8 protein-coding genes and 1 pseudogene are annotated in these 15155 nt (G+C 32.1%); all 9 read right to left on the bottom strand.

The features are described 5' to 3' along the window. Window positions 1-27: 27 nt before the first annotated feature. Window positions 28-2079 carry an energy transducer TonB gene (locus KCTC32516_RS04935; RefSeq protein WP_301402405.1) on the bottom strand — a complete coding sequence of 684 codons (2052 nt, stop codon included), beginning with the start codon at window positions 2077-2079 and terminating at the stop codon, window positions 28-30. Window positions 2080-2088: 9 nt separating this feature from the next. Further along, complete coding sequence (locus tag KCTC32516_RS04930) at window positions 2089-2661, bottom strand: acyltransferase (RefSeq protein WP_301402403.1); 573 nt, start codon at window positions 2659-2661, stop codon at window positions 2089-2091. A 2-nt stretch (window positions 2662-2663) separates the two neighbouring features. Further along, window positions 2664-3407 carry a deoxyribose-phosphate aldolase gene (gene deoC / locus KCTC32516_RS04925; protein ID WP_301402402.1) on the bottom strand — a complete coding sequence of 248 codons (744 nt, stop codon included), beginning with the start codon at window positions 3405-3407 and terminating at the stop codon, window positions 2664-2666. 98 nt (window positions 3408-3505) lie between these two features. Then, entirely contained in the window at window positions 3506-4228 is a 723-nt protein-coding gene (locus KCTC32516_RS04920; protein ID WP_301402400.1) for a TonB family protein, read from the bottom strand. Window positions 4229-4292: 64 nt separating this feature from the next. Continuing rightward, window positions 4293-4601, bottom strand: coding sequence for a VanZ family protein (locus tag KCTC32516_RS04915; protein ID WP_301402398.1), 309 nt, complete (start codon window positions 4599-4601; stop codon window positions 4293-4295). Between the two features lie 43 nt (window positions 4602-4644). Continuing rightward, on the bottom strand, window positions 4645-5025 hold the full coding sequence (gene gcvH / locus KCTC32516_RS04910) for a glycine cleavage system protein GcvH (protein ID WP_301402397.1): 381 nt from the start codon (window positions 5023-5025) through the stop codon (window positions 4645-4647). Between the two features lie 30 nt (window positions 5026-5055). Next, window positions 5056-12132: a T9SS outer membrane translocon Sov/SprA gene (gene sov, locus KCTC32516_RS04905; RefSeq protein ID WP_301402396.1), complete on the bottom strand. Its 7077-nt coding sequence runs from the start codon at window positions 12130-12132 to the stop codon at window positions 5056-5058. Between the two features lie 5 nt (window positions 12133-12137). Further along, complete coding sequence (ruvA, locus tag KCTC32516_RS04900; RefSeq protein ID WP_301402395.1) at window positions 12138-12719, bottom strand: Holliday junction branch migration protein RuvA; 582 nt, start codon at window positions 12717-12719, stop codon at window positions 12138-12140. 10 nt (window positions 12720-12729) lie between these two features. Then, window positions 12730-15010, bottom strand: a pseudogene (locus tag KCTC32516_RS04895) (NADP-dependent malic enzyme). Window positions 15011-15155: the final 145 nt, after the last annotated feature.

Here is a 15155-nt window from a genome sequence, read left to right as displayed (position 1 = left end):
GTTTTTTTAAAAAAAATATCTCTTTTTTTAAAAATCAAAATACCAATTAAATAAATCTGCTTTTATTCCAACAGAAAACCACAAAGATCCACTTGGAGAATTCGTGGGGTTTTTTTCTGGAGAAAAATTTCTAAATGTCAATCCACTGAAAAGGCTCAGATTGTTTGATGCATTTAATAAATATCTTCCTTGAAGGTCTGCAATAAAAATTGCCGCCTTGTTTCCTTGACCTATTTCATTATTATAGTCTCCTTTTCTAATATTATACGATTTATAAATATCTCCACCATTACTCACAGAAGCAAACTCATCAAACCCTTTTTGCCCTAAAACTAATTTTGCGCTTGTTGTCCATCTATTAAATTTATAATTTGCAATAAAAACTGCTTCCCAAAAATTTGCTCCCCAAGCATGACCTAATGGCTGACTATAGTTCCCGTAGTTTAACATTGGGTCTTTATGTGCAAACGTATAAGGTCTAACGATGTTTAATTCTCCTTGCACATACAAATTTTTCACATTAAATGCATCAAAATATTTTGCTCCTAACTGAATTCCAAATTTGTTTCCCCAATATCCTAAATTGCCAATTTTTCCGAAAGAAAATTCATCTACAATTAATTGGGAGTATACAATTAAATTTTCTTTTAATTTATATTTTGCTGTTAACCCTAACATTGCGTTCCCTGCATCTTCTCCTCTACCAAACTCTACAGACCTATAAAACATTAACGGATTCATAAACCCAATATCAAAACCTTGATCTCCTTTAGAAATTGCTGTTTCAAAAAAACCAATATTCAATTTTTCTGTAAGATTAAGACTCAAATAATGAATGGCAACATACTTTCTTGGGTGTTCATTATTTACAACTACTGGATGTCTAACATCCGTGCCCCAAAGCCAAATATTTGTGTAATTTAATTTCCAAAAAATTACACTCATCTTTAAATACGGCATTGGAGAAGAAACATCAGAAAGTAAAAGAGATCTATATCCGTCTCCAATAAAATTCTTTCCGTTTCCGAACTGAAATTGCAAAAATTTATTTGGTGTATATGCCAAATAACCTTCTGCTACAGGATAATCATAAGCATCGGCTTTAAACCCTTTTGCTTTTCCTCTTCCCGGAACCAATCCTTCAGAAAATGCTGGCTTAAAAGTGTCTGATGGGTTTGAAATAAAATCGTTTATATACCCTGCAAATCGTCCTTGACTTTCATAAACTGTAGCAGAGAACGAAAAATCATTTCCTAATCCTCCGTTTACGCTTAAAGTTCTAGAGTTATTAAAGGTATAAGGCACATCTGAATTGTCTTTACCTAATTGTACGTCTAATAAAAAATCTAGATTAAACCAATATCCATCGCCTCTCACTTCTAACAAATGTTCGTTCCAAAGTTTTCTTCCCAACCAAGTGGTTTCCTCAGGCTTTAAAAACTGACTTTTTTCTGCATCTAAATCATAAACTGCATTTACACTACTGTACACATACGGTTTTACAGCTGTATGTGCGTTTTTATTTTTATTTAAAGCATAATCGTAATTGATGTATCGTTGATGTGTAAATGGAATATTTAACTGACTTTTATGCTCTATAAATAACTCTTTTTTAGGCTCCTTTTTAAGAGGAATTACTTTTATTTCCTTTGGTTTTACCTCAACAATTTCTTCTGCGGTATCATTTTCTATTTGTAACGGAAAGTTTATCGGCAACGCAAAACGCATTTCTACATTATTATTATTGTATTTTGCTGGCGTTATTTTTGGCAATATTTTAAAAACTCTTTTTACTTCTTCTTCTAATTCTGGATAAGGGGAATTGATATAAATCAGTTCAAAACTCCCTGTATTGGTAACCATAAAAACAGCACTTACAGTTCCTTTAAATTTTTCTCGGGCTAATATAATTGGCGATTTAAATTCTTTATAAAACAATTCTTTTGTTGTTTTATAAAAGCAAGATTCTATTTTATCTATGTGTTGATTTTCACAGCTTTTAAATACAGGGAATTTTTCGGCTTGAGCAGATAAAAATAACGGAATGAATAAAAAATATAAAAGAAGATGTTTTTTCATTATTGATGCTTACAGTTTAGTAACTCTATTGTTTTTTAATTGATATTTTTCTTTACTTTCTGAACATTCTGCAATTCCTTCTTCATTAAAACGTAATCGATGCCCAAACTCGCTAATCCAACCAATTTGTTTTGATGGATTTCCAACAACCAAAGCATACGGTAAAATTTCTTTTACAACAACTGCTCCAGCACCAATAAAGGAAAATTCGCCGATATCATTTCCGCAAACTATGGTTGCGTTGGCGCCAATACTTGCCCCTTTTTTAACAACCGTTTTTAAATATTGCTTTTTTCTGTTTACAGCGCTTCTTGGATTGATCACATTTGTAAAAACCATTGATGGCCCTAAAAAAACATCCTCTTCACAAATAACACCAGTATAAATAGAAACGTTATTTTGTACTTTAACATTGTTGCCCAAAATTACTTCTGGCGAAATCACAACATTTTGACCAATATTACAATTGTTTCCAATCTTACAATTTGGCATAATATGGCTAAAGTGCCAAATGCTTGTTCCTTCTCCAATTTCACAACCATCATCTACAACAGCCGTTTCGTGTGCTTTATAATTACCCATTTTTAATACTCTGAATTAATAGTTGTTTCTTCAATAATTTCTTTTGCTGATGATGTTCCAATTCTTTCAACTCCTAAAGTAATCATTTTTAAAGCATCGTTCTTTGTTTTTACTCCGCCTGCTGCTTTTATTTTTAAAGGTTTTGCATTCTCTGACATTATTTTTATGCTCTCAAATGTTGCTCCGTTTGGCTTATCATTTTCTGTTTTATAAAACCCCGTTGATGATTTTACAAATACGTTTTTTGCATTCTCTTTACCAAAATTATCAATAACAACATTCTTTATCAGCATAGAAATAGTAGCAATTTCTTTATTATTTAAAGCAGCTACTTCAATAATCCATTTTACTACTTTGTTGTTTTGCAATCCCAAAGCCGTTCCTTTTGCTACTTCTTCTTTAATCAAAGATATTTCTCCCTTTTTAAACGCTTCATAGTTTACAACAAAATCTAAATCATCAGCACCTAAATCTATTGCTTTTTGCGCTTCAATTAATTTTTTTTCAACAGAATACGTTCCTTCATGAAAACCAATTACTGTTCCCACCAAAATACCTGATGAAGCTTTGTTGATCATTTCTTTTGCTAAAGAAATATAGTTCGCTCTTAGCATTACTAATTTAAAATTAAAAGCGATTGCTTCTTCAACTAGCTGAATCACATTTGCTGTTGTTTCTTCTTCAGAAATGCCCGCTTGTGTTGGGGTTTTTAAATAGGTAGAATCTAAATATTGTGCTAGCTTCATTTAACATGATTTATCTAACAAAAATAGTAAATATTAAGCGCATTAAAAAAGAGCAACCAAATCTGGTTGCTCTTTTTTATGTTCTATGAATTTATCTGTTATTCAACATTAAATGAAATCGGAAGCGTATATTTCATCCCAACAGCAATTCCTCTTTGTCTACCAGGAATCATTTTAGGTAACGTCTTAACAACTCTTTCTGCTTCTTTTGACAATCTTGGGTGTGGAGATCTAATTACTTTAATATCTGTAACAGTTCCTGTTTTATCAATTCTAAATCCAACCCAAATTTTCTTTTTCCCTGGCGATAAATTTAATTCACCTGCTAAATCACCATTAAACTTTCTAATTACTTGTTTTCTTATTTTATCATTTAAGCAATCACTTTTTTGTTTTCTAGTACCAGTACATCCTGGGAAAACAGGTACTTCTTCAATAACCGCAAAAGGAACATCTTCTACAATCGTTTCAGCTTCATCTACCTCTACAATATCATCCAATACAATAGCTTCCTTTTCATCAGTTTCTGTAGATTCAATTACTGTTTCTTCAACTTGTTTTTCGTCTTCTACGATTTCGATTTTTTCTGGTGCTGGTGGTGGTGGTGATTTTGGCTTCACTTCCTCAATACGCTCTGTAATTGGAATGTCTTCTTCCATTACGTTTTGCATGTTTGCATCACCAAATCCATCTATTTTTCTGTCGTAGGTTTTGTTTTCCATTGCTACATAAGTAACAAAAAGTGCTAAAACCAAACCTAGTTGAATAAACAACTTTGAGTAATTCTCTAAATTTGATTTTGGATTTTTCTTAATTTCCATCCTAATGTTTTTTTAATAGTTCGCTAATTTAATTAATTTCTTATGACTTATGCAAGTATTAAAGTTAAATAGCATCAATTTTTTTATAAATTGAATTAAAAATTAACAATGCTATAAAAACTCCAACACTATTTGCAACAACATCAAGTAAACTTGCTGTTCTATAAGTTGTAAGAGTTGTTTGCAAAACTTCAATAATTATGCCATAAAAAACACAACCTAAAGCAATTGCATATTTTACCGTATTTTTTTTCATCGAAACAGGAAAACTAAGCAACCACGTTAGCGCTAAAGTAAAATATGCAATTGTATGATATACCTTATCTAAAGAAGAAAATTTAATTGGAGCTTCTGGTATTTTTATTAAGCTCAAAACACCAATTATTAGTACAACACTTATTGCAATAAAAATAATTTTATCCTTTAATAAGATCTTGATAAGCTTGCGCATCTAATAAATCATTTATTTGAGAAACGTCTGCTATTGCTACTTTAATCATCCAACCTTTGCCGTAAGGATCTTTGTTTACCAATTCTGGTTCGTCTTCTAAACTTTCATTAAATGCTGTAACTTCTCCTGTTAATGGCATAAATAAATCTGAAACTGTTTTTACAGCTTCTACAGATCCAAATACCTCATCTCTTCCTACTGTATCGTCAATAGTATCTACATCTACGTAAACAATATCACCCAATTCTCCTTGGGCAAAATCTGTGATTCCAATTGTAGCTGTATCGCCTTCTATTTTAACCCATTCGTGGTCTTTTGTGTACTTTAATTCTGATGGAATGTTCATTGTAATTAATTTTTTATTGTTGATTAATTTTTAGTTGCCTAAATTATAAATTAAATTGAAACCTGCATTAATAGCCTGTCTTGGAAATGTGGTTGAAATTGCATATTTAGACATGGTATGATTGTAATAAAATGAGGTTGTTATATTTCTACTTAATTTATAATCTGCTGCAAATTTAATAGATAAAAGTTTTTGACCGCCACTTATTTGATTATTTTCTACATCTACAGATCTAATCATTGTTAAATTATCTCTTAAAGAGATGTCTGCTCTCATATTAATATCTCCTTTCAGTTTTTGACTCTTGCCTGCAAAACGAGTATTAAACGCTACGTTTTTTAATCTGTAACCAACCCCAAAGATATATTCTGTTCCTTTAATATCTGTTAGCGTACTATTATTAAAGTTTAATGTAAGTGTTCTATCTTTTCTAATTTCTCCTTTAAATGAAAAGGAGTTTTTCATTTTTACATCAATCTTAATTAGCGGAGAAAACTCATCAATTAAACTCGCCGAAGCTATTAATAATTTTGGCTGATAATTTCCTGTTGCATTTACTTTCGTTACATCAGTTTCATCGTACTGTAAGTTGTTTGTATAATTAGAAATTGTGTACGAAGATTTATATCCGTTTGTTAATGTAAAACTGGTGAAATTTTCTTTAAACCACCCTATTTTCATTAATCCGTTATAACGCAATGTCCAATTCGGAATTGGAATATTTTTAAACAACCCTAATCCAACAGAATTTGCATTATCACCAGAATAAGCGGCAATAAAGGCTGGTAATAGAACTTGTTGTCCCGCTTCTTTAAAAGCTGCACTTGCTGTGTTTGGCAATCCTGTTTCCGAAGATAACCTTTGAGAAAGAACTGTTCTGTTTGCTAAAAACGAAGTAAACAATTCGTTAGAATTTTTAAATACTGTAGACAGCATAGAATAACTTGCACTAAAGTTTCCTGTTTCTGTAATCGGAGATGTTGTATTTAAAACGCCGCCTTCTACATCTAATTGTTGTGAAATATTGTTTGTTTCAATTTTATTTCCCGTTAGCTCTATAATAAAATCTTTAAATGGTTTTAAAGAAACGGTATAATCTAACTTATTGTAATGTGTTCTGCTATATGTTTTGTTATAATATTCTGAACCTACAGCTCTATCTACCAACCAACCTCTTTCGAATGCTTTATTTCTGATGTCAATCTGACTTCCAAAAACAAAACCTAACGTTGGCGCAAAACCTCCATTAACCTGATCTCTTCCTAAAAAACCAGAACTACCTGTATAACCTGGCAACAATGTTCCGTTGTTTGAGGCATTACTAATTTTTACTGTTTTTATTGCTGTTACAAAATCATAAACACCTAATAAAATTTCATCTTTTAGTGTTGCCTTTGTTCTTTTTACATTCTTTACTGTTGGTAATTCTGGTGCTTTAAATGACTTTAAATTTGATGCTCTTTTATTTTTAACAAACAACTTTTTAAATCTTGAATCTTCATATAACTTAGAAAAACTAAATGTTGTATTTAAACTATGTGTGTTAGAATTTTGTAATAAATTTCCAATTTTATGTACATAACTTTTAGACGCTGCTTTCCAATCAAAATTTGCAGTATATCCGTAATCTGCAGTAATAAAACCTAAATATGGAATTTTATTAATTGGCAATTTATAATTGGCAGTCAACTTTTGATTGTAATGATCTGGTCTTCCCATTGTAAAGAACTGATCAAAAATTTTGATTTCTTCTCCGTTGCCAAAATTATCATACAAATAACTATTGTTTGCGTTAAAGTTTACACTCAACGATTTTGTAATATCAAACCCTATTGTATAATCCCAATCAAACATAAATCTACGCTGTGTTAATGTTGGTTGCGGACTTAATCCTGCTATTAAATTTCTAGATTTTTGTTGCACAAAATTTCTTGTAATTCTAGAATTTACTCCGATAGATTTTGGTAATAAATTAATATTGATGTCTCTAATGATTTGCCAATGTTTACTTTTCCCAAAAAATTCTGATTTTTTAAAGGGTTCAATAAACTTTGGTTGAAATGTAAAATTATAACTCGCTCCTGCTCTTAAATTCTGATTTAAATACTTTTCTATATTGTAATCTTTATGATATTCTTCTGAAAAAGCATAGGTTACAGAAAAATTTTCTACATCGTAGGGTTTTGGCTTTTTTGTAGAAGCTGGATTTCTATTTTTCTTAACATTATTAAAACTGATGCTTTTTCGCAACGTATAATCTTGAGAATTAGCACTATTTGGATTTACTTGTTTTGCTTCAGCAAATTTTACATCTTGGTATTGTGGATCGTATTTTGGATCTCTAAATTCTTCACCAATACTATAGCTCATTGGCAACTGAACGCTCCAGTTTTTAGGCATCATTTTCCCTAAATTAATGTTTGTAGAAATATTGTATTGTTTCGTTTCTTCTATACTTCTTTGATTTACTCTATCTTCTACATTTCCAAAACCAATGGTTTGCATTCTTCCAGTCACAGAAACATCTGCTAAGTCAGCAAAATTTGCATCCGCATTTACAACTGCTGCCCAACCACCTTTGTTATCAAATCCTGATGACCGCAATTCGTTAAACCAAATTTCTGCACTTTTTTGTGTAGCTCTTGTGTTTTTTATTCCTAGCATTAAGGTTCTTATCGCGCCTAAAGTCGGATTCCCTTTTACTCTTAACACCATTGCGTGTACCGGTGAATTTGTTGGAAAAGGATACATTTTATTGATTGATAATGTTCCTCCAGAATTTGGAATTTCTCCATCTCTTTTTAATTTTATCCTTCCTAATTCTTCTAAAATTACATCTAAGTTATTTGCCTCTGGCCACACATTTGTTGGTTCTAAACTTCCACTTGTAGAAATTTTTAAAGGCACTTCTATTTGATAAAAATTATCGTCTAAATCTGTTCCTAATCTAATGATAGCAACCAAATCATTATCAGCAACACTTCCGGTAACAATAGGTTCTGCATGTATAAACATTTTTAAATTTTTATACATTCTTAAATCTACACTTAAGTTTTTATAAATTGCTCTGGTTTCGTTTTGCATTAAATCTGTTACTTTTAAAGAAACCGATTGCTCGTTTTGTTGTTGTATGCTAGAGCTTCCTTGTAACTGTTCTCTAACAATTCCCGGAGGCAACACATATCTTCCTTCATTTTGCTCTATATTAACAACACCAACTTCAAAGTTAGATAATTCTTGATTTGTTAAATCTTGTGGCGGTGTTACGGCTGGATTCAATGTTTTTGTATAACGTCTGTAATCTCCTCTTACCAATTCTAACTGGCCAAAACGCAACACAACGGGCATTTTAAATTTGGTCACAAACATTCTAATAAATCGGATGCTATTAAAATCTGTAATTCCGTTTACGGGCGTTCCACTTCTAACCGGAATTCTAAATTGAAACCATTTTGTTTTTTTAGAAGTTCCGTCTGCTAAAGTTACCGAAGTTTCTTTTTCATCAACAATATTATTGCTTCCTTTTACCAAATCATTTCTGTTTAAAGACACTTTGTATTCAAAGTAACTTTCAACCGTATTCATGGTCTGATCTTTATTAATATCTTCTACATCTGGGTATGAAGTTGATGAAGTTGGATACGATTCTGTAGATTGGTTTGCCGTTGGCGAATTTCCTTCTGTATTGTTAAAATTTTTATACCTGGTGATAACGGATGCGTTGGTGTTATCAAAATTGGTGCTTCTAAAATATTGAAAATTGTCTGATGAAATATCATTCGAATTTAACTTACTGATGTCAAAAACTTTTGGTTGATAAAAACTCAATTCGTCTTCATTTTTCAATCCATCTAAACCAATATCTTGATTTTTTCTGGCGGCATCATCAACATCAAAAGCGTATAAAATAGATTGATTTGTAGGAACATTTCCCCAAGTTGATGGCGTCGTATTTAAATTTGTTCCATCAGCCGGCATTCCGTTTTCGTACATCTTTCTATTGTCTTTTAAGATGTCTTCAGAAATATTTCCTAAGTTAAAATACAACTCTCCAACTTGATTTGCAGTACTGTTTGGATCAATTCCCGTTGGCAAACCTTCTGCATTTGTAATTGAATAATCTTGATACGGATCTTTAATCCAAAACTGAATGTATTCTACATTTGCCTGATCAAAATTATTCGTTATCAATGGTCGCATAATTCCACCCCAACGATCTTGCGGATTCGAAAACGTTCCATCAACATTTACGTCAACGCCTGTATCAAAATTATAGGTTCCTCTTTCTGATGGAAAATACGCTAAATCTAAGGTTCTAACTAAAGTGTTTTGCGTTAAATCTAATTGTGTATTTGGAAATAATTCTGAATACCCTATTTGACGAACTTCTGTTCTAGACAATTCTATATTATCAATATTTGCCGGCTTTGCACCGTTTCCGTAGAACAATTGATCAATAGAATACCACGCTAATTTTGCTCTTTTATCATTATAACTTAAATCGTTTGCGGTTCCGTTTAAATTTTGACTTTGTGGCGTGCTTGCTGTAAACCAATTTAATGATAATAATAAATCAATCGGAATTTGTGATGCTTCAAAATCATCTACATATGTTGTTGCTGCTCCGTTAACATCAACTCCGCCTGGAGTTCCAGGAAGTAAATACGCTAAATCTGCTCTAATAGAAATATTGGATGGAACATCTGTATCTACAAACGGAATTTTATTTACCCATTTTGTAAAAATGGGCATTTCTGTAGTATAATCTACATTTAAACCAAACATGGTGTTGTTTATTGGATCGCTTCCAAAATTCACTTTTTGAGTAATTGGTTTTTCGTTTACGTTTAAAAGTGTTCCGCCTAAAATAAATTTATCAGAAAATCGATGTTCAACTTCTAAACCCATAAAGGTTTTTCGCTGTTGATTGAAAACCGAATTATTTTCTGTAGAAACGTTTATTGGAACGCCAGATGATTGCAATCCTGGATCTATAATTTGTACTCTTCCAAACTGATAATCTACAACAAAATCGACACCTTCCACCAGTTGTCTTCCGCCAGCTGTAACTTTTACAGAACCCCTTGGAACATTAAATGCGTTCAACGGAATTCCACCGCTATTTTCTGATTTTGCGTATCCTTTTAAAATAAATTTATCTTTATTCTGATAGCTGTTTTTTGCTTGAGATTTTGTGTTGATGTACAATTCATTAAACACATAATTGGTTTTGTCTGATGGCGATGTTAATGAGTTTGATAAATCTGAACCAAAAGGTTCTGTTTCTGGAAAAATGATAAATCCTCTGTTAGAATTTACAGTAACATTTTCTACGTAATCAAAAAAACCGTCTCCGTTTGGAACCGCATAAGAACTCTGATCTAATTTGTCTAAACTTAAAACATTTAGCAAGGTTTTATTTGAAATTCCTGGTGTTGAAGCATTTTGTAAGGTGTTAGACGGAATCCCAGTTTGATCATCTCTATATAAAATTTCGAATCGAAAACCATCTTGTGTTAACGGAAAAACGCCTAAAGGATACACATTTTTCATCATCAATTTCCAAGTAGGAAATTGTTCTTCGCTCCCAGCAACTGTTCTTTTTGTTGTAATAATTTCGCTGCGTAATAATTTTACGGCTAAATTACTTGGTGCTATAATTCCGTCGTTAGACAATTCTCCAACTTTGTATGAAGTTTCCGAGCTTCCAACAACAGTATATTCGTAAGCAACTGCTAAAACTTCTCCGTCAGAAAGTTTTCTGTTTAAAGAAATAAACCCTAATTGTGGATTCAACGTATATTCATTTCCTTCTAATTTTCTAGCATTTTGCAAAGTAGAATACCCAGTTCCTTGACTTAACCCATAATTAGAAAGTGTACTTTCTACCGTAGTAATATCTCTAATTCCGCTAGTTTCATTTAATAAATCAGATAAATTATTTGCTTTATTGGAGGGAATGTTTTTTCCTTGAACTTGCGATGGCGAACTTGGATTTACTCCAGAACCAACATAATCTGGTTTGTTTGGTTCTCCAATATCTGCCAGCGCAACAATACTTCTAAAGTTTTCTGTATTCGAGTTTCTGTTGGTAATCCAAACTTCTATTCTGGTAATGTTAATTGGACTGCTAATTAGTGGATAGTTTTGAAGCGAATTTTTATAATTTTCTCTAAAATATTGTGCTAAAAAAAAGTGCCTGTTATCGTCGTAATCTGTAGCTCTTAATTCAAAAGGATTGATAGATGCTCCAGCTTCTGCGGTTACTATTTTACTTTCAGAATTTTGTTGAGAAAAAACTGCAGTTACCGTTGTTTTACCAAATTGCAATTCGGTTTTTAACCCAAATAAACTTTGCGCTCCGTTTATCAACGAGTTTTTTATTGGCATTGAAACATTTCCTGCTTCAATTTTTCTGATAATATCGTCTTCCGTTGGCGTATATTCTAGCTTGATTAAATTCTGAAAATCGAACGTAGTTTGTGTGTCGTAATCTGCCGTAACTTTTAATCTTTTCCCAACATTTGCAATAATACTTGCGCTTATTTGCTGATCAAAATCAAACGTAAAACTACTTCTATTATTTGCTGATAACTGCGGATTTTCTACGTTTTGGTAAATTCCACCCAGTTTAATATTTAGGCTTCCACTCGGAATTACCTCAACTGTGTTTCCGCCAAAAACAGATTCAAAAAACGTAGAGTTTACATAATATGTTGGCAGTAAATTTTTTTGTGCTGCTTTACTTCCTTTCTTTTTACTTAAGGCATCATTCTTTTCTTTAAAATACTCTTTAATGTCTTTTTTTAAGCGATATTTCTGATACTCATCCGGAGACATAAAAATTGGGTTCCCAACTTTAAAATCCTCTAAAAATTCTACAACAATGTATTTGTTTAATTTTTTATCAAAAACAACAGAATAGGTCGTTGGCGGGTTTAAAAAAATACTCCCTTTTTGATGCGCTTTAAAATTGTATTTAAGAACAGGGATCGAATCTTTTTTAATCGAATCGTTCTTGGTTTTTACGGTTTGAGAAAAAACAGTTGTAGTTGCTAATAAAGCAACTACACATACTAATAATTTATGAAAATACGGATTCCTCAATGTAATTATAAACTTTTTAATGCACCTTTAATCAACAATTCTACAGAAGCTTCTGGTTGTTCTTTTAAAATTGTATTTAAGACTTTATCTGATTGTTTTCTATTGAAGCCCAACACTTCTAATGCAGATAACGCTTCATCTTTACTCGTATTGTTTTTAATGATAGAAATTGTATCTAAATCAAACGTTTTTAAAATTTTATCTTTTAAATCTATAATTACACGTTGTGCTGTTTTTGCTCCAATCCCTTTTACAGACTGAATTAAAGGGATGTTTTCTGATGCTATTGCTTGTTGTATTTCTTCGGATGACATGGAAGATAACATGGTTCTTGCAATGCTTGGACCAACACCAGAAACAGAAATTAACAATCTAAAAATTTCTCGTTCAGTTTTATCAATAAAACCAAATAAGGTATGAGAATCTTCTTTAACAGACAAATGTGTAAACAAAGTAATTGCTTCGCTGTCTGGAATTAAAGAAAATGTATTTAAAGAAATGTGCAATAAATAACCAACTCCAGAACAATCTATAACAACATACGTTGGGTTTTTCTCTACTAATCTTCCTTTAATTTGTGAAATCATTTAATGTTTTTTAAGAATTTCTTTTTTCTTTTTGTTGTGCATCAACAACCGCAACCGCAGCCATATTTACCATTTCATCTACACTTGCTCCCAGTTGTAAAATATGAACCGGTTTTTTTAATCCCATCATTATTGGGCCAATAGATTCAACTTCATCTACTTGCTTCATTAATTTATAGGTGATGTTTGCGGCGTCTAAATTAGGAAAAATTAATACATTCACTTTTTTTCCATTTAATTTAGAAAACGGAAATTCTTTTGCCAACATTTCTCTATTTAACGCAAAGTCTGCTTGTAATTCTCCGTCGATGACAACTTGCGGAAAATGGCGATGAATATACGAAACAGCTTCTCTAATTTTTAGCGCACTTTCAGATTCTGAAGAGCCAAAGTTAGAAAATGACAACATGGCAATATTCGGTTTTATACCAAACATTCTAGCCAAAGAATAGGTTAATTGCGATATTTTTGCCAACTCTTTTGCATTTGGGTTGATGTTAATCGTTGTATCAGCCAAAAACATTGGTCCTTGTTTGGTTAACATTAAATTTGCTGCTGCAACTCTAGTAATTCCGGTATCTTTTTCTATCAATTCTAACATCGGTTTTACAACAGATGGATATGATCTAGAATATCCCGTAATTAACGAATCTGCTTCGCCAGCATTTACCATCATTGCTGCAAAATAGTTGCGTTCTCGCATCATTTTTTGAGCTTGGAATAAGGTAATTCCTTTCCGTTGACGCGTTTTCCAATAAATTTCTCCAAAACGATTTCTACGCTCGCTTTCTTCATCTGTTTTTGGATCTATAATTGGTACTTCTGCTGTAAATCCGATCTCTTCTTTTAGTTCTAAGATGACTTCTTTTTTTCCTAGTAAAATAGGTTTTCCAATTTTTTCATCATACACTCTTTGCGCAGCTTTTAAAACATCTAAATGATCTGCTTCTGCAAAAACAATGCTTTTTGGATTGCTTTTTGCTCTGTTGTGCAACAATCTAATTTCTTTACTTCCTGTACCAGAACGCTCCATCAATTCTCCTTGGTATTTTTCCCAATCTGTAATTGGTTCTAATGCTACTCCAGAATCTATTGCTGCTTTTGCAATTGCTGGTGGAATCTCATAAATTAAACGTGGGTCAAAAGGTTTTGGAATGATGTATTCTTTCCCAAAAGACAAACTTATTTCATCATAGACTATATTAACTTGCTCAGGAACTGTTTTTTTTTGCTAAATCTGCCAACGCAAGAACAGCTGCCATTTTCATTTCCTCATTAATTTTTGTCGCTCTAACATCTAAAGCTCCTCTAAAAATAAATGGAAATCCAAGAACATTATTTACTTGGTTAGGATGATCTGATCTTCCTGTTGCCATAATAATATCTTCTCTGGTTTTTATCGCTAAATCGTACTCTATTTCTGGAACTGGATTTGCCATTGCAAACACAATTGGATTTTTTGCCATCGATAATAACATCTCTGGCGTCACCACATTTCCTTTAGATAATCCAATAAAAACATCTGCATTGTGCATGGCTTCTTCTAACGTATGAATATCTTTAGAGGTTGCAAATTCTTCTTTTTGTGATGTTAAATTTTTTCTGTCTTTTCTAATGACGCCTTTACTATCACACATGACAACATTTTCTCTTTTCACCCCCAATTTTAAATACAAACGAGTACAAGAAATTGCGGCTGCTCCTGCGCCATTTACAACAATATAAACTTCTGCTATTTTTTTCTCAGAAATTTCTACGGCATTTTTTAATGCGGCTGCAGAAATAATTGCGGTTCCGTGTTGGTCATCATGCATCACAGGAATATCCAACTCTTCTTTTAATCTTCTTTCTATTTCAAAAGCTTCTGGAGCTTTAATATCTTCTAAGTTAATTCCTCCAAAAGTTGGAGCAATTGCTTTTACCGTTTCTACAAATTTATCTACATCTGTTGCATCAACTTCGATGTCAAAAACATCAATATCAGCAAAAATTTTAAACAACAATGCTTTTCCTTCCATTACTGGTTTTGAAGCCAATGCACCAATATTTCCAAGGCCTAAAACTGCTGTTCCATTTGTTATTACAGCAACTAAATTTCCTTTTGCAGTATATTTATAGGCGTTATTTGGATCTTTTTCTATCTCTAAACACGGCTCTGCAACTCCTGGAGAATATGCTAACGATAAATCGTGTTGCGTTGCATACTTTTTAGTCGGAATTACTTCAATTTTTCCTGGCTTTGGTTTTGCGTGATATAATAAAGCCTCGTGTCTTTTCCTAGATTCACTCATAATTTTGTTCTTTCTATCAACTAACAAATATACTCTTTTTTAAGCGTGTTTTACTAAAAAAGAACTAGGTGCAGTAACAAAAAAGCAACTGAACGCGTCTATTAAAAAAGAAAACTTATTTTTAAGAAATAATTGTAGCTACTTT

Origin of the sequence: Polaribacter huanghezhanensis (genome assembly GCF_030444335.1) — a bacterium.
Lineage (GTDB): Bacteria > Bacteroidota > Bacteroidia > Flavobacteriales > Flavobacteriaceae > Polaribacter > Polaribacter huanghezhanensis.
The sequence above is the reverse complement of the archived record's forward strand: the minus strand, read 5'-3'. Positions and strand labels throughout refer to the sequence as shown.

Bases quoted from the DNA above. Each gene is read 5' to 3' on its own strand.
- KCTC32516_RS04935 (WP_301402405.1), bottom strand. From the start codon at position 2,079: ATGAAAAAACATCTTCTTTTATATTTTTTATTCATTCCGTTATTTTTA.
- KCTC32516_RS04930 (WP_301402403.1), bottom strand. From the start codon at position 2,661: ATGGGTAATTATAAAGCACACGAAACGGCTGTTGTAGATGATGGTTGT.
- deoC (WP_301402402.1), bottom strand. From the start codon at position 3,407: ATGAAGCTAGCACAATATTTAGATTCTACCTATTTAAAAACCCCAACA.
- KCTC32516_RS04920 (WP_301402400.1), bottom strand. From the start codon at position 4,228: ATGGAAATTAAGAAAAATCCAAAATCAAATTTAGAGAATTACTCAAAG.
- gcvH (WP_301402397.1), bottom strand. From the start codon at position 5,025: ATGAACATTCCATCAGAATTAAAGTACACAAAAGACCACGAATGGGTT.
- ruvA (WP_301402395.1), bottom strand. From the start codon at position 12,719: ATGATTTCACAAATTAAAGGAAGATTAGTAGAGAAAAACCCAACGTAT.